The organism is Azonexus caeni, from assembly GCF_048146105.1.
Taxonomy (GTDB): Bacteria; Pseudomonadota; Gammaproteobacteria; order Burkholderiales; family Rhodocyclaceae; genus Azonexus; species Azonexus aromaticus_B.
Genome location: NZ_JBKJAD010000009.1, coordinates 44,344 through 66,251, shown reverse-complemented (window position 1 = coordinate 66,251; position 21,908 = coordinate 44,344). Strand labels below are relative to the sequence as shown.

Sequence of the window (21,908 nt, the reverse complement as noted above, 5' to 3'; positions counted from 1 at the left end):
TTTCAGGCAAATTCAAGGCATTACGCGATTCTCGACGAAGGCCTGCAGACGCGGCCGGATACTTTCCATTTCAGCCGCCAGCGCATGGAAAATATCCTGACAGCGCGCCCAATCGACCGACTCGCGCATCACCTCATGCTCAACCTCCAGCGCATGCTGGCGCGCCTGCTCGGCATGGAACATCGCCAGCAGCCCCTTCAAGGTATGCGCATGCAGGCGGCTTGCCACCGCCTCGCGGCCGGCCAGCGCACCGGCGAGATTGTCGAGATGGCCCTTCCATTCGCCAAGGAACATTTCAGCCATAGTCGCCAGCAGGTCGACATCACCGAGGTTCTCGAGGGCTGATTTCAGATCCAGCGCGTGCAATACCGTCGACATTTCCGGCACCGCAACCGTCTGCCCCGCCGCCGGCTCGACCTCGCCGCCAACCCGGCGCAAAGCCGCAAACAAGGCTTCCGGTCGCAGCGGCTTGGACAGGTAATCGTTCATGCCGGCCGCCAGACAACGCTCGCGGTCGCTATCCATCGCATTGGCCGTCATCGCGATGATGTGGATCGGCTTCAGTTCATGGGAAATCACCCAACTGCGCCGCATTTCGTGCGAACGGATGGTTTCGGTGGCCTCGATCCCCCCCATGACCGGCATCTGCAGGTCCATCAGGATGACATCGAACGCCCCCTCATCGAACATGTCGACCGCCTCGGCGCCATTGTTCGCAACCCGGACTCGATAGCCGCGCCGTTCGAGCAGCCGCAGCGCCAGTTCCTGATTCACCGGATTATCTTCCGCCAGCAACACGCGCAAGCCGCTCGCCTTGGCTGGCGCCTCGCCCAAACCGGGATCGAAGTCGGCCAGCGTCAACACCTCTTCCTCGCCCCGCCCGGACGCTTCCGCCAGCCCCAGCGCAACTTCCAGATCGCCGACCCCGACCGGTTTCAGCAGATGTACCGCCACCCCCAGTTCGCGCAGGCGCCCCAGATCGTGGCGTTGATTCTCCGTCGTCAGCATGACCATCATCCGCTCCAGCCGCCCGGAGTTGCGCCAGGTCTCGACCAGCGCCATGCCTGCCGGCGCCGGCATCGCCGCATCGACGAACAGGTAATCGAAGGGGTAATCCATGCCGCGACGCTTGTTCATCACCGCCACCGCCTGCACCGGATCGCCAACCAGGGAAGCCTGCAAACCCAGCCGCAGCAGCAAGTCGCGCAGACACTGACCGGCCACCGGATTGTCGTCAACGATCAACGCATGACGCCCGGCGAAAGACTGAGTACAGGCCGGAGGCGCTCCCATGGCCTCATCGCCCCCCAGTCCGACGGTGAAGTGAAAGACCGAGCCCTGCCCCGACTCGCTCTCCAGCCAGATTCGCCCGTTCATCAACTGCACCAGCTTGGCGCAGATCGCCAGCCCGAGACCGGTGCCGCCGAAACGCCTGGTGGTTGAGACATCGGCCTGGGAAAAGGCGTCGAAAATGGCCCTCTGCTTTTCCTTCGGCACCCCGATCCCGGTATCGCGCACGGCAACGTGCAACTCCGCACCGCCTGCCGCTTGCCTCGCGAGTTCGACAGCAATCACCACCTCGCCGGTCTCGGTAAACTTGATGGCGTTACCAAGCAGGTTGATGATCACCTGGCGCAAGCGCGTCGGATCGCCGACCAGCCGCTCCGGCACGTCCGGACGAATATCGACGACCAGTTCCAGCCCCTTGCGATGGGCATTGACGGCGAGCACGCGGACCGCTTCCATGACGACGTCGGACAGAATGAAGGAGACCGCTTCGACTTCCATGCGCCCGGCCTCGATCTTGGAAAAATCGAGAATGTCGTTGACGATGGTAAGCAGCGACTCCGCCGACGACTTGACGGTTTTCAGGTAGTGGCGCTGCTCGGCATCCAGCTCGGTATCGAGCGCCAGTTCGGTCATGCCGATGATGCCGTTCATCGGCGTCCGGATTTCATGACTCATGTTGGCCAGGAAAGCGCCGCGCGCCTTGTTGGCCGATTCCGCCGTTTCCTTGGCGGCGATCAGGTCGGCCTGCGCCGCCTTGATCTGCGTGATGTCTCGCTGCAGGACCAGCATCCGCGCCGGCTCACCATCGCCGTCGCGGGCCGCCACCGCGCCACGCACCATGAACCATTGCCAGCCGCCACTCTTGGCGCGCAAGCGGCATTCCAGTTCGAACCAGCGATCGCGGTTGCGAACATGTGCCGCCATCCGCGACTGCAGCAGGCGCTGATCTTCCGGATGCAGCAGGCGCTGCCACTGGATGATCGAATCGTCGAGATCGGCCTGGGCGTAGCCCAGCATTTCCTTCCACTGCCGTCCGGAATCGATAGTGCCGCTGCGTAGATTCCAGTCGGCCAGCGCATCGCCCGACAGCACGCTGTTCCATTTGGCAAAACCGGTCAGGGCGCCGAAAGAAGCATCAACCCGCTGCAGCAGACGCTCGACGTCATCGGCCAAAGCCGACGCCCCCTGCTGCCGCGCCGCTGTCAGCCATTGCCGGTAACCGGCATCCCCTTCGCCGCCGAACAACTCTTCGAGCTGACGCTGCAGCAAACGGGATTTCATGGTCGTCAGCGCAAGCCGAGCACGTCCTGCATGTCGAACAAGCCGTTTTTCCGGCCAGCAATGAAGCGTGCCGCGCGCAGGCTGCCCTGCGCGTAAGGCACCCGACTGCTCGCCTTGTGCGAGATTTCGACGCGCTCGCCGAGGGCGCAGAACATCACCGTGTGGTCGCCGACGATATCACCGCCGCGCACCGTCGCGAAGCCGATGGTCGACGGATCGCGTTCACCGGTCACGCCCTCGCGGCCGTAAACCGCGCAATCCGCCAGATCACGCCCGAGCGCCGAGGCCACCACTTCACCCATGCGCAGCGCCGTCCCGGAAGGAGCGTCGACCTTCATCCGGTGATGCGCCTCGAAGATTTCGACGTCGTAGCCTTCGTTGAGAATGCGTGCCGCGGTATCGAGCAGCTTGAACACCAGGTTGACGCCGACCGACATGTTGGCCGCGAAGACCACCGGCACATCGCGCGCCGCGGCGGCAATCGCCGCCTTGCCGGCGGCATCGAAACCGGTGGTGCCGATGACCATGCCGACGCCGGCCTGACGACAAAGTTCAAGGTGCGCCAGCGTGCCTTCCGGGCGCGTGAAGTCGATCAGGCAATCGACCTGCGCCAGACCGCCGGCAATATCATCGCTGACCACGACGTCGCTCGGCAGGCCAACCAGGACCCCGGCATTGCTGCCGATTGCCGGACTTCCCGGAACATCGAAAGCGGCGCCGAGCACAGCCCCCGCATCCTTGAGCACCGCCTCGATCAACATGCGGCCCATGCGACCGCCGGCACCAACGATGCCGATTCTTGCCTTGTTCATGATTTTAGAATCCGATCTTCTTGATCATGCGCCGGAAGAATCCCGGCTCTTCGGGTGACGGGGCCTCCTCGGCCGCAGCTTCTGGGGAAATCGTCCCCAGATCCACCACCCGCATCCGTTCCACCGGCGCCGTCAATTCAGCCACCGTCGCCACCTCGACATCGCCGTTTACCCGCTCCAGGCGTCCATCGGCGTCAAAGAAGACGGAAAATTTACGAGCCTGCACAGCCCCCGTGCTGCCTTCACGAAAGCGGTATACATAATCCCAGCGCTGCTGATGAAAGATATCGGTGATCAGCGGGCTGCCGAGGATGAAACGAACCTGTTCGCGGGTCTGCCCGGGTTTGAGTTGGGCGACCATGTCCTGGGTCAGCACGTTGCCCTGCTGGACGTCGATCTTGTATTCGTTGATGAAACTCGGCTTGTAGGAACACGCCGCAGGCAGCGTGCAGGCCAAGGCAAGAAGCAGGGGACGGTAACAGCGCATGCGGGCTTCCGGAAATTTCGTAACGGCGTTGAAGCGGTATATCATACCCGAAATCCTCCTTGCCCAGCCCCGCGTAACATCAGGAACCCAACACGATGAGTGACCCGCAGAGCCTCAAAAGCATCGGCCTGAAAGCCACTTTCCCGCGCCTCAAGATTCTTGAGTTGTTCGAAAAGGGTACGATGCGGCACATGACGGCGGAAGATGTCTATCGCATGCTCATCGCGGAAAACATGGACATCGGTCTGGCGACGGTTTACCGGGTGCTGACCCAGTTCGAACAGGCCGGCCTGCTTGAGCGCCATTTTTTCGAAGCCGGCAAGGCGGTCTTCGAAATCAACCACGGCAAGCACCACGACCACCTGGTCTGTGTCGAATGCGGCCGGGTCGAAGAGTTCTACGATCCTGAAATCGAACGCCGGCAGAAACTGATTGCCGAAGAGCGCGGCTTCAAGATCCAGGACCACGCACTCTACATCTACGGCGTCTGCAGCCACCACCAGGCCAATCCCGGGCAGCAAGCGGACGAATCCGACGCCAGCGAATAGCTGCGTCAGCGCGCCTGCTCGGCGCCGGCACGCAGCATTTCGCGGGCGTGCTCCAGCGTGATTCCGGTCACTTCGACGCCGCCCAGCATGCGAGCGATTTCGCCGACGCGGCCGGCGTCGTCGAGCGGCTGAATCGCCGAGCGCGTGACGCCGTCGCGCGTCGTCTTGCTGACCTGCCATTGCCAGTCGGCCTGCGCGGCGACCTGGGCGAGGTGGGTGACGCATAGTACCTGGCGCTCGCCCCCCAGTTCGCGCAGCAAACGGCCGACGATCTCGGCGACACCACCGCCGATGCCGACATCGACCTCGTCGAAAATCAGCGTCGGCACGCTGGCCGAGCGCGAGGTCAGTACCTGGATGGCCAGGCTGATGCGCGACAGTTCACCACCGGAAGCCACCTTGGCCAACGGCCTGGCGTCGTTGCCGGCGAGACCGCCGATGCGGAACTCGACCTGTTCGAGACCGTAGACCGCGGGATTGTCGAGCGCCGGCAAGGCAATTTCGAAACGCCCCGAGGACAGCGCCAGGCGGCGCATGATCTCGCTCACCCGTTCGCCCATGTCGGCGGCAACCTGCTGTCGCCCGGCCGACAGACGCTGTGCCAGCGTCCGGTAGGCGGCCTGCGCCGCATCGCTCGCCGCGCGTAGCGCGTCGACGTCGGCAGCGGCGGCCAGTTCGGCCAGCCGCTGCTGCCAACCGGCGAGCAGGGCCGGCAATTCCGGCGGCGAAACGCGGTGGCGACGGACCTGGGCGAGAATCGCCTCGATCCGCTTCTCGACATCCGCCAGGCGCCCGGGATCGAGATCGACGCGGTCGGCGTAGCGGCGCAGCGTTGACACCGCATCGGCGAGTTCGGCCTGCATCGAGGCCAGCACGCCAGCGACGTCGGCCAGCGCCGGGTCGTAGGCGGCCAGGTCGGCGAGCCGCGTCGCCACCTGGTCGATCTGCCGTTCGCAGGCGGCATCGTCGTCGGCCAGCACGGCGAGCGCGAACTGCGCGCCTTCGATCAGGCTGGCGGCATGGGCCAGGCGGCGATGCTCGCCTTCGAGCGTCTCCCACTCGTCGGCGGTAAACGCCAGCGCCGCCAGTTCGCCAACCTGCCATTCGAGCTGTTCGCGTTCGCGCTGCAGCGCCTGTACGCCATCATTCGCCGCCTGCCAGGCCTGTTCGGCATCGCGCCAGGTTTTCCAGGCGGCAGCGACTTCGCGCCCCAGGTCGAGCAGGCCGCCGTGACTGTCGAGCAACTGACGCTGGGCATCGGCCCGCAACAAGGACTGATGGGCGTGCTGGCCGTGGATGTCGACCAGCCATTCGCCGACTTCGCGCAACTGCTGGACGGTGGCCGGCGAGCCGTTGATCCAGGCGCGCGAACGGCCGTTGGCGTCGACCACGCGGCGCAGCAACAGGTCTTCGCTGGCGTCCAGGCCGTTCTCGTCGAGCCAGGCAGTCACCACAGGCAGGCCGGCGATGTCGAAAGTGGCGGCGATCTCCGCCTTGTCGCAACCGGCGCGTACGACGCCGGCGTCGCCGCGCTCGCCGAGCGCCAGCGCCAGGGCGTCGATCAGGATCGACTTGCCAGCACCGGTTTCGCCGGTCAGCGCGCCAAAACCGGCGGCGAACTCCAGCTCCAGCCGGTCGACGATGACGAAATCGCGCAGGGTCAGGTGGCGCAGCATCAGCTTCCCTTAGGCCTTTCGCTCCACTGCAGCTTCTGGCGCAACATCGCGAAATAGCTGTAGCCGGGCGGGTGCAGGAAGCAGATGGTGTGCTCGGAACGGTACAGGCGGACGCTGTCGCCCGGTTGCAGGTCGAGGGTTAGCTGGCCATCGAAGTGCACGCGCGGCTCGTCGGCGCGGACGACACGCAGCTCGATGTCGGCGTTGTCGTTGACGATCACCGGCCGGTTGGTCAGCGCATGCGGACACAGCGGCACCAGCGCAATGCCGGTCAGCGTCGGATGCAGGATCGGCCCGCCGGCAGACAGCGAATAGGCGGTCGAGCCGGTCGGCGTGGACACGATCAGGCCGTCGGAGCGCAGGTTGTAGATGAACTCGCCGTCGATGAACAGCTCGAACTCGATCATCCGGCCGATCGCCCCCTTGTCGACGACAACGTCGTTGAGCGCCACGTTGCTTGCCAGTTCCTTGCCGTCGCGCACCACTTCGGCGGCCAGCAGCATCCGGTTCTCGCGCTGGAATCGGCCATCGAGCAGGTCGTCCATGCAACTGAGCATGTCGTCGCGGGCGATGTCGGTCATGAAGCCGAGCCGCCCCTGGTTGACGCCGACCAGCGGCACGCAGTAGCGGGCCAGCCGGCGCGCCGCGTTGAGCATGGTGCCGTCGCCGCCGAGGACGATGGCGGCGTCGGCATGGGCGCCGATGTCGTTGAAGCCACAGGTGACCCAGCGCGCCAGGTCGACCCGCTTGCCGATGTGTTCGGCGGTCTCGCGTTCGACGAAGACCGAGACGCCGCGCTCGTGCAGATACTCCGCCAGACGGCGCAAGGACTCGGCGATTTCCGGGCTATGGTATTTGCCGACCAGGGCGATCGTGCGGGGATGACGGAGGCGGTTCATGGGTGCGAATTCTTGCATAAAAAACGCCTTGCCGTGCCGCCGCCGCTTTTCGGTAGAATCGGCGGCATGCTTGATGATCGCTCGCGCACCCTGCTCAAGACTCTGGTCGAACACTACATTGCCGACGGGCAACCGGTCGGCTCGCGCGCCCTGTCCAAATTCTCCGGGCTCGAACTGTCGCCGGCGACGATCCGCAACGTCATGGCCGACCTCGAAGAAGCCGGTTTCGTCGCCAGCCCGCACACCTCGGCCGGGCGCATCCCGACCGCCCGCGGCTACCGGCTGTTCGTCGACAACCTGCTCACCGTGCAACCGCTCGAAGCGCACCAGCGCGGCGCCATCGAAGATGCGCTGCACGGGCTGCCGTCGAAGCAGATCATCGCCAACGCCTCGCAACTGCTCTCCAGCCTTACCCATTTCGCCGGCGTCGTCATCGCTCCCCGGCGCACCGCCAACCGCATCCGGCAGATCGAATTCCTCAGCCTGTCGGACAAGCGCATCCTGCTCATCATCGTCACCGCCGACGGCGACGTGCAGAACCGCATCCTCAATTGCGAGCGCGCCTACTCGCCGAGCGAGCTGACCAGCGCCGCCAACTACCTGAACCAGAATTTCACCGGCCTCGACTTCGAGCAGATCCGCCAGCGTCTGGCCGGAGAGATCCAGCAACTGCGCGACGACATCAAGCCGCTCATGAACCTGGCCCTCGAGGCCGGCGATGCGGCGCTCAGCGAAAGCGCCCAGCCCTACGTGATCAGCGGCGAGAAAAATCTCCTCGATGTCGAAGAGCTTTCGTCCAACATGAAACGCCTGCGCGAACTGTTCGACCTCTTCGAGCAGCGCTCCAGCCTGATGCGTCTGCTCGACGTTTCGAGCCGCGCCGAAGGCGTCAAGATCTTCATCGGCGGCGAATCCGGCATCGCCACCCTCGACGAGTGCAGCGTCATCACCGCGCCTTACACGGTCGACGGCCAGGTCGTCGGCTCGCTCGGCGTCATCGGACCGACCCGGATGGCCTACGAGCGCGTCATCCCCATCGTCGACATCACCGCCCGCCTGCTCTCCTCGGCGCTCTCCCACAAGAACGAAAACTGATGCCCAGATTCCAGCCCGAACCGCCGTACCGCCACGGCAGCCCGCGCGGCACCGCCGTCGTCCTGGTCAATCTCGGCACCCCCGACGCCGCGACGGCACCAGCGCTGCGCCGCTACCTCGGGCAGTTCCTCGCCGACCCGCGCGTCGTCGAAATCCCGCGCCTCGTCTGGTGGCCGATCCTCAACGGCATCATCCTCAACACGCGGCCGAAGAAATCCGCCGCCAAATACGCCAGCGTCTGGACCCGCGACGGTTCGCCGCTGCGCGTGTACACCGAACGCCAGGCCAAGCTGCTCCAAGGCCTGCTCGGCGAACGCGGCCACCGCGTCAGCGTCGCCTGGGCGATGCGCTACGGCCAGCCCTCCGTCGGCAGCGTGCTCGACCGCCTGAAGGCCGCCGGCCACGAACGCATCCTGATCGTCCCGATGTACCCGCAATACGCCGCCAGCACCACCGCCACCGTCGTCGACGAGGCCGCCCGCTGGCTGCTGCAGACCCGCAACCAGCCGGAAATGCGCTTCCTGCGCCACTACCACGACGACACCGGCTACCTGGCGGCGCTTGAAACCTCGGTGCGCAAACATTGGCAGCAGGTTGGCCGGCCCGCTACCGGCGATCGCCTGCTGATCAGCTTCCACGGTCTGCCCAAACGCTCGCTGGATCTCGGCGACCCCTACTTCTGCGAATGCCACAAGACCGGCCGCCTGCTCGCCGAACGCCTCGGCCTCGCTGCCGAGCAATACCTGATCACCTTCCAGTCGCGTTTCGGCAAAGCCGAATGGCTGCAGCCGTACACCGCGCCGACCCTGGAAGCCTGGGGCAAGGCGGGCGTGCGCCGGGTCGACGTGATCTGCCCGGGCTTCTCCGCCGACTGCCTGGAAACGCTGGAAGAAATCGCCCAGGAAGGCCGCGACGACTTCCTCAAGGCTGGCGGCAAGGAATATCACTACATCCCGGCACTCAACGACGCCCCGGACTGGATCGCCGCGCTCGCCGACATCACCGAGCGCCACCTGGCCGGCTGGGACACGCGCGGCGAACCCGATGCCGCCAGCCTTGCCACCGAAGCCAGCGAAGCCCGACGCTTCGGCGCGCCCTCTTGAAATCCCGGGCGGCGCCCACATATCAGAATTTACTGATACAACGGAGCCCCCCCATGAGCGATACCCTGCATCTCGTCTGCCCGCATTGCGCGGCGGTAAACCGCCTGCCTGCCGCCCGTCTTGCCGCCGCCCCGAACTGCGGCCAGTGCAAGCAGCCGCTGTTTACCGGCGAGCCGCTGGAAGTCGACGGTGCCAGTTTCGAGCGCCACCTGCAGCGCAGCGAGCTGCCGCTGGTCGTCGATTTCTGGGCGCCTTGGTGCGGCCCCTGCCGGATGATGGCGCCAACCTTCCACCAGGCGGCGATCGACCTCGAACCGGCGGCCCGCTTCCTCAAGGTGAACACAGAGGAAGAGCAGGCGCTCGCCGGCCGTTTCAACATCCGCAGCATCCCGACCCTGGCCGTCTTCCATGACGGCCGCGAGATCGCCCGGCAAAGTGGCGCGCTCGACCTCGCCTCGCTCAAACGCTGGCTGCAACCCCACTTGATGGCGCTTTAGTTTTCCCCGGCGGCCGCCGTTAACAATGTAGTGAACAATGACTGGAGGCCGCCATGAAAATCGCCAGCAGCGAACTGCAATTCACCGCCTCGCATAGCAGCGCGCAATCGCGCGAAGTCGAGGAGTCGCTGAAGATGTGGAGCGGCCCGCAAAGACCGGATTTCGAAAACCGTGGCCGCGGCAATGTCGGCGGGGAACGCGTCGTCCTCTCCGATGCCGGCAAGGCGGCAGCGGCAGCCGATAGCGCCGCACCGGTCGACGAAACCCTGGACGAAGACCCGAAGACCCTGCTGATTCGCCTGATGCTGGAAATGATGACCGGCAAGTCGGTACGCACCATCAGCGCCAGCGAGTTGTCCGGCAAATCCGCTCCGGCTGCGCCGCAAGCCCCGCCGACAGCCGCGGCGAACAACGGCCGGCCAGCCACTGCCGGCTTCGGCATCGAGTACGACTACCGCGCATCCTACAGCGAGAGCGAAAGCACAAGCTTCGCCGCCAACGGCGTGGTGAAGACCGCCGACGGCCAGGAAATCCGCTTCAACCTGCAGTTGCAGATGTCGCGCAGCTACCAGGAAGAGACTTCAGTCAGCCTGCGCCTTGGCGATGCGGCAAAGCCGGTCGATCCGCTGGTCCTCAACTTCGCCGGCAACGCCGCCGATCTGCTCGACCAGCGTTTCAGCTTCGACCTCGACGCCGACGGCAGCAAGGAACAGATTGCCCAGCTCGCCAGCGGCAGCGCCTACCTCAGCTTCGACCGCAATCAGGATGGCCGGATCAACGACGGCAGCGAACTGTTCGGTCCCGCAAGCGGCGACGGCTTTGCCGAACTGGCCGCTCTCGACGACGACGGCAACGGCTGGATCGACGAGAACGATGCCGCGTTCAGCCAACTCAGCCTTTGGCAACCCGGCGCAGGAGGCGACGGGAATCTGCAATCGCTGAGCGAAGCGGGCGTCGGCGCCATCGCGCTGGCCCAGGTTGCCACCCCGTTCGAACTGAATGACAGCAGCAACCAATCGCTCGGCAGAATTCGCAATTCAGGAATATTTTTGCAAGAGAATGGCGGCGCTGGCACAATTCAGCAAATAGACCTCAGCGTCTGAAAAGCTTTTCATAGCACCACCAAAGGCCCGCACATGCTCCGTTTTGCCGACTTGAAGATATGGGTCCGACTGACTGCCGCCATCTGGCTTGTCCTTGCCGTGATCTGGGCTGGCGCGATCGTCTGGACGACCAACGTCAATCGCGATACCGCGATCAAGCAAGCCAAGGAATTCTCGCAAAGCATTCACGAAATGACGATGGCCGGGCTGACCGGCATGATGATCACCGGCACGGTCGGCCAGCGCGAGGTCTTCCTCGACCAGATCAAGCAGCTGTCGGTGATCCGCGACCTGCATGTCGCCCGCAGCGACGCGGTGGTCAAGCTCTACGGCCCGGACACCAAGAGCACGCGCGACCTTGACGCGCTCGAACAGCAGGTGATGAAGGAAGGCAAACCGTTTGTCTCGGTCGAAAACGAGAATGGCAGTTCCTTCCTGCGCGTGATCAACCCGACCAATGCCTCGAAGAACTACCTTGGCAAGGATTGCATTCTCTGCCACCAGGTTCCCGAAGGCACGGTGCTCGGCCTGGTCAGCATGAAGGTATCGCTCGACTCGGTCGAATCCGAGGTCGAAAGCTTCCGCCTGAAAATCGCCGGCGCCGCGATCGGCGCCCTGGGCGCCCTGTTGCTGATCATCTACTTCCTGACCAACCACTTCGTCACCAAGCCGCTCGAACGGCTGCGCCACGGCCTGAGCGACATCGCCCGCGGCGAAGGCGATCTGACCCGTCGCCTGCCGGTCAACGGCTTGGATGAGGTTGGTCAGTCGTCGCATGTTTTCAACCAGATGATGGACAACTTCCAGCAACTGGTCAGCCAGGTCCGCGATTCCGCCAGCCAGGTTTCCCGCCGCGTCGCCGCATTGACTGAAAACGCCGACCGCGTGGCGCAAAGCTCGCGCCAGCAGAACGAAAAATCGAACGACGCCGCCTCCGCGGTCGAGCAACTGGTGTCGAGCATCTCCGAAATCGCCCGCAGCGCCGAACACGTCCAGCAGCAGTCGCAGGAAAGCCTGGCCCGCGCCAACGAAGGCAACCGCAACCTGCAGACCTTGCTCGGCGAGATGAATGTCGTCGAACGGGCGGTCAAGGAAATGGCCGACTCGGTCAACAACTTCGTGCGCAACACAGAATCGATCACGATGATGACGCGCGAGGTCAAGGACATTGCCGAACAGACCAACCTGCTCGCCCTCAACGCCGCCATCGAGGCCGCCCGCGCTGGCGAACAGGGCCGCGGTTTCGCCGTCGTCGCCGACGAGGTGCGCAAGCTGGCCGAAAAATCCTCGCACTCGGCGAGCGAGATCGACCGCATCACCGCCAGCCTGAGCGCCCAGTCGGTCGCCGTCCGGCGCAGCATCGAGGAAGGCATGCACCACCTCGAAACCAGCCAGGCTGCCGTCGACTCCGTTTCCAGCGTGCTGCAGGCCGCCAACGGCTCGGTCGCCGAAGTCGGCCACGGGCTCGATACCATTGCTCAGGCCACCGACCAGCAGCGACGCGTGTCCGGCGATGTCGAATCGAGCATCGAAGCGATCGCCGGCATGGCCCGCGACAACACCGGTACCGTCGAACAGACCGCCGGCGCCGCCCATGACCTGCGCCGCCTGGCCGAGGGATTGGCCAATCTGGTGGGCCGCTTCAAGGTCTGAGCGCACCACCGCGCCAACCACAACGCCGCCCGCGGGCGGCGTTATTCATTCCGGCGCCAGCTCCAGCGTCACCCCGCCGCATGACTTGCCGCCGTAATGCCCGCTGGCGTTATTGACGGCGGGCTGGCCGATGCTGGCGGCGATCTTGTTGACCTCACGCAGGCGATAAATCATGCGAGCGAGCAGCGCATCGCGCATGCGGCCCATCAGCTCTTCCGACGACAAAGCCAGCGCCGATGCATTGACCTCAAGGAACAGGGTCGGCTCCAGCGTCACCACCGTCGCGTGACGCAGGTCGCTCGACGGATGCAGGAAGGCCACCTCGCCGACCGGCTCGCCAACGCCAAGACGGCATAGTGCCTTGCCGCCCAACGAAACCTCGACGCTACCGGCAAGGATGATGCCGAACAGGCGGCTGTTGCTGCCCTCGGTGATCAAGCGGACATTGGCCGTCACCTGCCGCCACAGCGAGACGCGCAGAACTTCCCAGAGTTCGATGTTCTCGAATTCGGTGAAGAACTCGACGCGACGTAACTGCTCGAAGTGCCGCATGTCGTGCTCGGTCTCGTCCTCTTCCAGGATCTTGTAGCGCACCGCCGAAAGATCCTTGGCCATTTCCGCGCCGTTGCGGTAACGGCTGTACAGGTCCTTTTCCAGCGCCTTGCGCAGGATCGCGTCGAGCCCTTCGGGAAGCGCCGGATTGAGCGCGCTGACCGCCGGCGGATCGGTATTGACGATCTTGTATACCAGCGTCGCCTGGTTGTTGGCGCGGAAAGGCAGACGCCCGATCAGCAGCTGGAACATGACGACGCCGAGCGAATAGAGGTCGGTCTTCTGGTTGAGCGGGTAGCCCTTGATCTGTTCCGGCGACATGTAGGCCGGCGAACCGACCCCCATGATGAAGGTCGAGTCGCGGTCGAGATCCTTGTTCAGGTTCAGCGCCAGCCCGAAATCGGCGATCTTCGGCTCGTCGTCGGCGGCAACCATGATGTTGGCCGGCTTGATGTCGCGGTGGATGATGCCCTGCCGGTAAGCAGCGTCAAGGGCCATGCAGCACTTGAAGATGATGCTGACCACCCGGTGCAGCGGCAGCAGCTTGTCGATCCGGCAATGCTGCTCAAGGCTGAAGCCTTCCACATACTCCATCGCCAGGTAGGCGAATTCGTCCTCGACCACTGCGTCATAGACCCGGACGATGTTCGGATGATCGAGCCGCCGTGAGACCATCCCCTCATTCTGAAAGAGCTTGCGCATGCGCCGTGACATGGCGGCGCAATCCTGGCCGAAACGGATCACCTTGACCGCAATCTGCCGCGCATTTTCCGGGTCGTCACAAAGATAGACCGTAGCGGTCGCTCCCTTGCCGAGCTCTCGGATGACGCGGTATTTGCCTATCGTTTCCATGACATTGACGTTGAATGAATACCTCCTTGGCGATGCTAGCACGCCGACGCGCGCAACAAAGCAAACAAATGTGTAGTAAAAAATTTTCGAGCGGCTCTTGAAATGTTTTTTTCCATCCCCATCTCCCCGTTCGGTTTATTGGAGAAAATGCGCATGTCTAACGAGGAAACCCCGCAGGACCACCTGCTCGATGCCGCCCAGGCGGAAACGCCGGCCAGCGAACCGGAAAAGGAACGCCACATCGACGTTCTGCCGAGCCTGGAAGAACAGATCAAGGCGCTGGAACTGAAGGTCGCCGAAACCCATGACGCCTGGCTGCGCGCCAAGGCCGAAGGCGAAAACATCCGCCGCCGCGCTCAAGAAGACATCAGCAAGGCGCACAAGTTCGCGGTCGAGAAATTCGCCGGCGAACTGCTCGCCGTCAAGGACAGCCTGGAAGCGGCGCTGGCGGTGCCGGAGCAGACGGTCGAGAGTTTCAAGTCCGGCGTCGAGCTGACCTTGAAGCAACTGGTTGCGGCTTTTGAGAAGAACGCGCTGAACGAGGTCAACCCGGTCGGCGAAAAATTCGACCCGCACAAGCACCAGGCGATCGGCATGGTTGATTCCGAGCAGGAAGCGAACACCGTCGTCACCGTACTGCAGAAGGGCTACCTGATCGCCGACCGCGTGCTGCGGCCGGCGCTGGTCATGGTCGCCAAGGGCAAATAATCCACTTGAAATCCGGGGCGACGCCCCCACTTCACGAACATCGCCAATTCACTTTCAGGAAAGAACATCATGGGCAAGATCATCGGTATCGACCTCGGCACCACCAACAGCTGCGTCGCCATCATGGAAGGCGGCACGCCGAAGGTCATCGAAAACGCGGAAGGCGCACGCACCACGCCGTCGGTCATCGGCTACACCGACGACGGCGAGATCCTCTGTGGCGCCCCGGCCAAGCGCCAGGCCGTGACCAACCCGAAGAACACGCTGTACGCGGTCAAGCGCCTGATCGGCCGCCGCTTCGAAGAGAAGGAAGTACAGAAGGACATCGCCCTGATGCCGTTCAAGATCGTCAAGGCCGACAACGGCGACGCCTGGGTTGAAGCGCGCGACAAGAAGATCGCACCGCCGCAGGTTTCCGCCGAAGTGCTGCGCAAGATGAAGAAGACCGCCGAAGACTACCTCGGCGAGGAAGTCACCGAAGCGGTCATCACCGTGCCGGCCTACTTCAACGACAGCCAGCGCCAGGCCACGAAGGACGCCGGCCGCATCGCCGGTCTCGACGTCAAGCGCATCATCAACGAACCGACCGCCGCTGCACTGGCTTTCGGCATGGACAAGGTCGCCGGCAAGGACAAGAAGATCGCCGTCTATGACCTCGGCGGCGGCACCTTCGACATCTCGATCATCGAAATCGCCGACGTCGATGGCGAAAAGCAGTTCGAAGTGCTGGCCACCAACGGCGACACCTTCCTCGGCGGCGAAGACTTCGACCAGCGCCTGATCGACTACATCATCGACGAATTCAAGAAGGAATCCGGCGTCGACCTGAAGAAGGACGTGCTCGCCCTGCAACGCCTGAAGGAAGCTGCCGAAAAGGCCAAGATCGAGCTGTCCTCCAGCCAGCAGACCGAAATCAACCTGCCCTACATCACTGCCGACGCCTCCGGCCCGAAGCACCTGGCGCTGAAGATCACCCGCGCCAAGTTCGAGTCGCTGGTCGACGAGCTGATCGAACGCACCGTTGCCCCCTGCCTGACCGCGCTCAAGGATGCCGGCTGCAAGATCGGCGACATCGACGACGTGATCCTGGTCGGCGGCCAGTCGCGCATGCCGAAGGTGCAGGAGAAGGTCAAGGAGGTGTTCGGCCGCGAACCGCGCAAGGACGTCAACCCGGATGAAGCCGTCGCCGTCGGCGCCGCCATCCAGGGTGGCGTGCTGCAGGGCGAAGTCAAGGACGTGCTGCTGCTCGACGTCACCCCGCTGTCGCTCGGCATCGAAACCCTGGGCGGCATCATGACCAAGCTGATCCAGAAGAACACGACGATCCCGACCAAGGCCAGTCAGGTCTTCTCGACCGCCGACGACAACCAGTCCGCCGTCACCATCCATGTGCTTCAGGGCGAACGCGAAGTCGCTTCCGGCAACAAGAGCCTTGGCCAGTTCAACCTGGAAGGCATCCCGCCGGCCCCGCGCGGCACGCCGCAGATCGAGGTCATCTTCGACATCGACGCCAACGGCATCATGCACGTCACCGCCAAGGACAAGGCGACCGGCAAGGAAAACAAGATCACCATCAAGGCCAACTCCGGTCTCAGCGAAGAAGAGATTCAACGCATGGTCAAGGACGCCGAGCTGCACGCCGAGGAAGACAAGAAGGCGCACGAGCTGGCCGACGCCCGCAACCAGGCCGACGGCATGGTGCACATGGTCAAGAAGTCGCTGACCGAATACGGCGACAAGCTCGACGCCGCCGAAAAGGAAGCCATCGAGAAGGCGATCAAGGACGTTGAGGACGTGCTGCGCGACGGCGACAAGGACACCATCACCGCCAAGACCGAAGCCCTGTCGCAAGCGGCGCAGAAGCTCGGCGAGAAGATGTACGCCCAGCAACAGGCCGAAGGTGCCGCCGGCGCGGCAGGCGCGGCTGGTGGCGAAGCGAAGGAAAAAACCGTCGAAGGCGATGTCGTCGATGCCGAATTCACGGAAGTGAACAAGGACAAGAAGGCTTAAAACGGGCGCCCGGGCGTCGCTTTAAGTGGCCGGATCGAAGCGGACGCCCCGGCGCCGCTTGATCCGGCCTTTGTGCAGTAACTGACGGGAACCAGTCATGTCTAAACGCGATTTTTACGAAATCCTCGGCGTCAACCGCGACGCTTCGGACGACGAAATCAAGAAGGCCTACCGCAAGCTGGCCATGAAGCACCACCCGGACCGCAACCCGGACAATCCGGGCGCCGAGGAAAAGTTCAAGGAAGCCAAGGAAGCCTACGAAATCCTCTCCGATAGCCAGAAGCGGGCGGCCTACGACCAGTACGGCCATGCGGGCATCGACCCGCAGTCCGGCATGGGAGGGTTCGGCGGTGGCGGTGGTGGCGGCTTTGCCGACGCCTTCGGCGGCATCTTCGACGAGATCTTCGGTGGCCGGGCCGGCGGCGGCGGTGGCGGCGGTCGTTCCAACATCTACCGCGGCGCCGACCTGCGTTACAACCTGGAAATCACGCTCGAACAGGCCGCGCACGGCACCGAAACCAAGATCCGCATCCCGACCATGGAGGAATGCGAGGTCTGCCACGGTTCCGGCGCCAAGGCCGGCACCCAGCCGAAGACCTGCCCGACCTGCGGCGGCTCCGGCCAGGTGCGCCTGCAACAAGGCTTCTTCTCGATCCAGCAGACCTGCCACAAGTGCCACGGCACCGGCCGCTTCATCGCCGACCCGTGCACCAACTGCGGCGGTGCCGGTCGTATCAAGCAGCACAAAACCCTGGCGGTGAAGATTCCGGCCGGCGTGGACGAAGGCGATCGCATCCGGCTCGCCGGCGAGGGCGAACACGGCGTCAACGGCGGCCCGCCGGGCGACCTCTACGTGCAGATCCACCTCAAGCAGCACGCGGTGTTCCAGCGCGACCACAACGACCTCCACTGCGAAATGCCGATTTCCTTCACCACGGCAGCGCTCGGTGGCGAGATCGAAATCCCGACCCTGGATGGCGCCGCGGCCATCAAGATTCCGCCGGAAACCCAGTCCGGCCGCGTCTTCCGCCTGCGCGGCAAGGGCATCAAGGGAGTGCGCAGCCACACCCACGGCGACCTGCTCTGCCATGTCGTCGTCGAAACCCCGATCAACCTGACCGAACGCCAGAAGGATCTGCTGCGCGAACTGGAGGAATCAAGCAAGGGTTCCGACAAGCACAACCCCCGCGCCAAGTCGTGGATGGACAAAGTCCGGGAATTCTTCGGAGAATGATTCCCTGACCTTGCGGTGCAGGCTAACTTGCTCAAGCAAGTTAAGGGGCGTAGCCCCGGCCGGAACCACAAGGCTCAGGAATTTTTCGGAGAATGATTCCCGTACCTTGCAGCGCAGGCTAACCCGCGTTGGCGGGTTAAGACGCGTAGCGCCGGCCGCAGCTACAAGGTCTGTGAATTCTTCGGCGAGTAAACCCGCGCCACCAGAAATGCAAACGGCCCATTATCGAACGGGCCGTTTGCATTGATTGCCAGCGACGCTGCTCAGGCACGCCGCCAGGTGGTTCCCTGCGGACTGTCGTCGAGGACGATGCCGGCGGCCTTCAGCTCGTCGCGGATGCGGTCGGCTTCAGCGAAGTCGCGCGCCTTCTTGGCCGCCGCACGGCTGGCGATCAATGCTTCGACCGTGTCCTCGTCGATCCCGTCGGCCGCCCCACCGGCCCGCAGATAAGCCTGCGGCGCGCGTTCGAGCAATCCGATCACTCCGGCCAGAGCCTTGAGCAGACCCGACAGTTCCCCGGACTTCTGACGGTTGGCTTCGGCGGCCAGCTCGAAGAGGACGGCGATCGCACCGTGCGAATCGAAATCCTCGTTCAAGGCAGCGGCAAAACGGGCGGCAAAATCCTGCTTCCAGTCAATGGCCACCGGCACCTGCGGCACGTCGCGCAACGTGAAGTAAAGACCGTCGAGCGAGCGCTTGGCGTCGTCGAGGTGTGCATCGGAATAGTTCAGCGGGCTACGGTAATGGGCGCGCAGGATGAAGAAGCGAACGACTTCGGCATCGAATTTCTTCAGCACCTCGCGGATGGTGAAGAAATTGCCCAGCGACTTCGACATCTTTTCGTTGTCGACCCGGACAAAACCGTTGTGCATCCAGTAATTGACGTAGCCGCAGCAATTCGCGCCCTCGGACTGGGCGATCTCGTTCTCGTGATGCGGGAACTGCAGATCCTGACCGCCGCCGTGGATGTCGAAATGTTTGCCGAGCAGCGACGAACTCATCGCCGAGCATTCGATATGCCAGCCCGGCCGTCCTTCGCCCCAGGGCGACGCCCAGGCCGGCTCGCCCGGCTTGGCATGCTTCCAGAGAACGAAATCGAGCGGGTCCTGCTTGGCGGTATCGACTTCGACGCGCTCACCGGCGCGCAGGTCGTCGAGCGATTTGCCGGACAGCTTGCCGTAGCCCGGAAACTTGCGCACCGCATAATTGACGTCGCCGTCGGCCGCCAGATAAGCCAGGCCATTGGCTTCGAGCTTACCGATCAGCTCCAGCATCTGCGGCACATACTCGGTCGCCCGCGGCTCGTGATCGGGGCGCAGCACGCCCAGCGCGTCGGCGTCCTCGTGCATGAAACCGATGAAACGATCGGTCAATTGCTGGATGCTTTCACCGTTCTCCGCCGCACGACGAATGATCTTGTCATCGATATCGGTAATATTGCGAACGTAGGTCACCTCGTAGCCACGCGTTCTCAGCCAGCGATAAACCATGTCGAAGACGACCATCACCCGGGCATGACCCAGGTGACAATAGTCGTAGACCGTCATCCCGCAGACATACATGCGAACCTTGTTGGCTTCGATCGGTTCGAAAACCTGCTTTTCGCGCTTGAGGGAGTTGAATATCTTTAGCATGACGGAATGAAAAGATGCAGAATTGGCCCTGCAAACCTATGGCTTTATCCGCTTCTTTGGTAGAATCGAGTGATTGAAAAACTCAGAAATTATAGCACGGCGATGACCACCCTATCCTTGTTCCAGCCTCGCTTCCGGACGCTACGCGCGTTCGCCTTCTGCCTGTCAATCGGCTTTGCCGGCCCGGTACTGGCCGACAACCTGCCTGACATCCAGCGCTTGATCAAACAGGGACAGCACGCACAGGCCCTGGAAAAGGTCGACCAATATCTGAGCAGCCGGCCCAAAGATGCCCAGGGGCGTTTCCTCAAGGGGCTGATCCTCACCGAACTGAACCGCCCCGCCGATGCCATCGGCGTCTTCACCAAGCTCTCCGAGGACTATCCGGAGCTGCCCGAACCCTACAACAACCTGGCCGTGCTCTACGCCCAGCAGAAGCAGTATGACAAGGCGCGCACCGCCCTGGAAATGGCGATCCGCACTCACCCCTCCTACGCCATCGCCTACGAGAACCTCGGCGACGTCTATGCCAAGCTGGCCAGCCAGGCCTACGACAAGGCGCTGCAACTCGACGGCGCGAATGCGACCACGCAGAACAAGCTGGCGTTGATCCGCGACCTGATCAGCACCTCCGGCAAGGGCAACGTCCGGCCGCCAGTGGTCGCCGCCGCTCCGGCACCGGCGCCCGTTCCGGCCCCAGCGCCCGCCCCGGTCGCCGCCGCCAAACCGACGCCGACTGCCACCGTCGTCGCCACCACGCCGGGCGCCGCCGCCGCGGCCCCCACCCCGGTCGCCGCCGCCGAAACCAAGCGACCGGCCCCGGCCAAGGCAGCCGGCAACGACGACGTGGCGCAGGCCATCGCCTCCTGGGCCCAAGCCTGGTCGCAAAAGGACATGAAGGCCTACTTTGCCGCCTACGCCAACAGCTTCGAACCCGGGAAGGGCGCCAGCCGCAAGGCCTGGGAAGCTGAACGCTCGCAGCGGATCGGCGAACGCCCCGGCAAGATTTCGGTAACTTACGAGGAACCGACGATCAGCGTGGACGGCAACACTGCCACGGCCCGTTTCCGCCAGCACTACAAGGCACCGGGCCTCAACAGTTCGAGCTGGAAGACGCTGGTGTTCGTTCGCTCCGGTAGCAAGTGGCTGATCCAGGAAGAAAAAGCTCGTTGATGCGCATACGGAAGTTGTTACTGCCAGGCCTGACCGGCCTGGCAGTTGTCGTTTCTGCACTGTATTTTTTCCCTCGGGAAAAGCACGCTGACCCGGTCAGTCAAGCAGCAGCACAGAATCCTCCAATATCGCAGATCTGGCCGGACCACGGCCCTTCTGCGTCATCGCCGCCGCCAGCGCCCGAACTCGTCGATGGCAGCCCGGAGGCTCGTCTCGTCGGCATCTTCCACGAGATTGAGCAGCGCAACCTGAATCGCGCGCTGGAACTTACCGAAGCCCTGCTGCAGCAACATCCAAACTACCGCTTGGCACATCTGATCAAGGGCGACCTGCTGCTGGCGCGCACCCGACCGATCGAGAATTTCGGCGCCGCCCAAGGGGCTCCAGCCGAGCGCGTCGCCGACCTGCGCGCCGAGGCGCTCAAACGCCTGCAAGGCTACCGCGAGAAGCCGGCGGCGAATTCTGTACCCCGCTATCTGGTGCAAATGCGCCCGGACCAACGCTACGCCGTGGTCATCGATACGCAGCGTTCACGCCTCTACCTCTACGAAAACGACCTGCAAAATGGTGGCCGGCCGCGCTTCGTCGCCGACTACTACGTCACCCAAGGCAAGCTCGGCGCCGACAAGCTGGCAGAAGGCGACAAGAAGACACCGATCGGCGTCTATCACGTGACCGCCGACCTGTCGCGCCAGAAGTTGCCGGACCTTTACGGCAACGGCGCCTTCCCGATCAATTACCCGAACGAATGGGACCGCCGCCAGGGCCGTGGCGGCAGCGGCATCTGGCTGCACGGCACGCAATCCGACACGTTCTCGCGACCGCCGCTCGCTTCAGATGGCTGCGTCGTGCTGACCAACCAGGACCTCGACGCCATCCGCAGCAACCTGCAGGTTGGACTGACGCCGGTGATCATCAGCGACAGCATCGAGTGGCTGTCGCTCGACGACTGGGCCAAGGAGCGTGAAGCCCTCAACCAGACCATCGAGACCTGGCGCGCCGACTGGGAGAGTCGCGACAGCGCCCGCTACCTGAGCCACTATTCGCGGCAGTTCAGCGCCGGCGGCCAGAATTTTGCGCAGTTCGCCGAACAGAAGCGCTCGGTCAACGCTGGCAAGGAATGGATCAAGGTCCGCCTCGACAATCTTTCGGTGTTCCGCAATCCGGGCAAGGAAGAACTGATCGTCGTCACCTTCGACCAGGATTACCGCAGCAACAACCTCAACAACCGGATGAAGAAACGCCAGTACTGGGTACGCGAAGGCGGCCGCTGGAAGATCATCTACGAAGGAGCCGCCTGA

The 21,908-nt window shown here is 63.7% G+C and carries 19 protein-coding genes; 11 read left to right on the top strand and 8 right to left on the bottom strand.

Features of this window, described 5'->3' with window-relative positions; genetic code table 11:
- Positions 1-12 precede the first annotated feature (12 nt).
- The 3 genes from ACLIIZ_RS10895 to ACLIIZ_RS10885 are packed head-to-tail and all read right to left on the bottom strand — an operon-like array spanning position 13 to position 3,915.
- A complete protein-coding gene (locus ACLIIZ_RS10895) occupies positions 13-2,571 on the bottom strand; it encodes a response regulator (protein WP_416692120.1) in 2,559 nt (852 codons plus the stop codon).
- 5 nt (positions 2,572-2,576) lie between these two features.
- On the bottom strand, positions 2,577-3,383 hold the full coding sequence (gene dapB / locus ACLIIZ_RS10890) for a 4-hydroxy-tetrahydrodipicolinate reductase (RefSeq protein ID WP_416692118.1): 807 nt from the start codon (positions 3,381-3,383) through the stop codon (positions 2,577-2,579).
- Positions 3,384-3,387: 4 nt separating this feature from the next.
- Positions 3,388-3,915, bottom strand: coding sequence for an outer membrane protein assembly factor BamE (locus ACLIIZ_RS10885; RefSeq protein WP_416692116.1), 528 nt, complete (start codon positions 3,913-3,915; stop codon positions 3,388-3,390).
- Between the two features lie 50 nt (positions 3,916-3,965).
- Between ACLIIZ_RS10885 and fur the strand changes: the two genes are divergently transcribed.
- Positions 3,966-4,418, top strand: coding sequence for a ferric iron uptake transcriptional regulator (gene fur, locus ACLIIZ_RS10880; RefSeq protein WP_416692114.1), 453 nt, complete (start codon positions 3,966-3,968; stop codon positions 4,416-4,418).
- Between the two features lie 5 nt (positions 4,419-4,423).
- On the opposite strand, the gene recN is transcribed toward fur, so the two are convergent.
- Together recN and ACLIIZ_RS10870 are read right to left on the bottom strand one after the other, a co-directional pair.
- Positions 4,424-6,094 carry a DNA repair protein RecN gene (recN, locus tag ACLIIZ_RS10875; protein ID WP_416692113.1) on the bottom strand — a complete coding sequence of 557 codons (1,671 nt, stop codon included), beginning with the start codon at positions 6,092-6,094 and terminating at the stop codon, positions 4,424-4,426.
- Positions 6,094-7,011, bottom strand: coding sequence for an NAD kinase (locus tag ACLIIZ_RS10870; RefSeq protein WP_416692111.1), 918 nt, complete (start codon positions 7,009-7,011; stop codon positions 6,094-6,096). Before ACLIIZ_RS10870 ends, recN begins: the two co-directional genes overlap by 1 nt.
- 48 nt (positions 7,012-7,059) lie before the next feature.
- Here ACLIIZ_RS10870 and hrcA point away from each other — a divergent pair, with 48 nt between their 5' ends.
- The 5 genes from hrcA to ACLIIZ_RS10845 are packed head-to-tail and all read left to right on the top strand — an operon-like array spanning position 7,060 to position 12,444.
- The gene (gene hrcA, locus ACLIIZ_RS10865) at positions 7,060-8,088 is read left to right on the top strand and encodes a heat-inducible transcriptional repressor HrcA (protein ID WP_416692110.1); all 1,029 of its coding nucleotides are present in this window, start codon (positions 7,060-7,062) and stop codon (positions 8,086-8,088) included.
- Entirely contained in the window at positions 8,088-9,191 is a 1,104-nt protein-coding gene (hemH, locus tag ACLIIZ_RS10860) for a ferrochelatase (RefSeq protein ID WP_416692108.1), read from the top strand. The genes hrcA and hemH overlap by 1 nt, the downstream gene beginning before the upstream one ends.
- Positions 9,192-9,244: 53 nt before the next feature.
- Positions 9,245-9,688: a thioredoxin TrxC gene (gene trxC / locus ACLIIZ_RS10855; protein WP_416692107.1), complete on the top strand. Its 444-nt coding sequence runs from the start codon at positions 9,245-9,247 to the stop codon at positions 9,686-9,688.
- A gap of 53 nt (positions 9,689-9,741) precedes the next feature.
- Positions 9,742-10,791 (top strand): VCBS repeat-containing protein, encoded by a 1,050-nt coding sequence (locus ACLIIZ_RS10850; protein ID WP_416692106.1) that lies wholly within the window; start codon positions 9,742-9,744, stop codon positions 10,789-10,791.
- 51 nt (positions 10,792-10,842) lie between these two features.
- Complete coding sequence (locus tag ACLIIZ_RS10845; RefSeq protein WP_416692105.1) at positions 10,843-12,444, top strand: methyl-accepting chemotaxis protein; 1,602 nt, start codon at positions 10,843-10,845, stop codon at positions 12,442-12,444.
- Positions 12,445-12,489: 45 nt separating this feature from the next.
- Here ACLIIZ_RS10845 and ACLIIZ_RS10840 read toward each other — a convergent pair whose 3' ends face one another.
- On the bottom strand, positions 12,490-13,848 hold the full coding sequence (locus ACLIIZ_RS10840) for a protein kinase domain-containing protein (RefSeq protein WP_416692104.1): 1,359 nt from the start codon (positions 13,846-13,848) through the stop codon (positions 12,490-12,492).
- Between the two features lie 153 nt (positions 13,849-14,001).
- Here ACLIIZ_RS10840 and grpE point away from each other — a divergent pair, with 153 nt between their 5' ends.
- The 3 genes from grpE to dnaJ all read left to right on the top strand — a co-directional run bounded on the left by grpE (position 14,002) and on the right by dnaJ (position 17,800).
- On the top strand, positions 14,002-14,556 hold the full coding sequence (gene grpE, locus ACLIIZ_RS10835) for a nucleotide exchange factor GrpE (protein WP_416692103.1): 555 nt from the start codon (positions 14,002-14,004) through the stop codon (positions 14,554-14,556).
- A gap of 69 nt (positions 14,557-14,625) precedes the next feature.
- Entirely contained in the window at positions 14,626-16,566 is a 1,941-nt protein-coding gene (gene dnaK, locus ACLIIZ_RS10830) for a molecular chaperone DnaK (RefSeq protein WP_416692102.1), read from the top strand.
- A gap of 97 nt (positions 16,567-16,663) precedes the next feature.
- Entirely contained in the window at positions 16,664-17,800 is a 1,137-nt protein-coding gene (gene dnaJ / locus ACLIIZ_RS10825; protein WP_416692101.1) for a molecular chaperone DnaJ, read from the top strand.
- Between the two features lie 263 nt (positions 17,801-18,063).
- On the opposite strand, the gene cysS is transcribed toward dnaJ, so the two are convergent.
- The gene (cysS, locus tag ACLIIZ_RS10820) at positions 18,064-19,434 is read right to left on the bottom strand and encodes a cysteine--tRNA ligase (RefSeq protein ID WP_416692100.1); all 1,371 of its coding nucleotides are present in this window, start codon (positions 19,432-19,434) and stop codon (positions 18,064-18,066) included.
- Positions 19,435-19,536: 102 nt separating this feature from the next.
- Between cysS and ACLIIZ_RS10815 the strand changes: the two genes are divergently transcribed.
- Positions 19,537-20,607, top strand: a complete 1,071-nt coding sequence (locus ACLIIZ_RS10815; RefSeq protein WP_416692099.1) for a nuclear transport factor 2 family protein — start codon at positions 19,537-19,539, stop codon at positions 20,605-20,607.
- Between the two features lie 161 nt (positions 20,608-20,768).
- Here ACLIIZ_RS10815 and ACLIIZ_RS10810 read toward each other — a convergent pair whose 3' ends face one another.
- Positions 20,769-20,900 carry a hypothetical protein gene (locus ACLIIZ_RS10810; protein WP_416692098.1) on the bottom strand — a complete coding sequence of 44 codons (132 nt, stop codon included), beginning with the start codon at positions 20,898-20,900 and terminating at the stop codon, positions 20,769-20,771.
- Between the two features lie 12 nt (positions 20,901-20,912).
- Between ACLIIZ_RS10810 and ACLIIZ_RS10805 the strand changes: the two genes are divergently transcribed.
- Entirely contained in the window at positions 20,913-21,908 is a 996-nt protein-coding gene (locus ACLIIZ_RS10805; RefSeq protein WP_416692097.1) for a L,D-transpeptidase family protein, read from the top strand.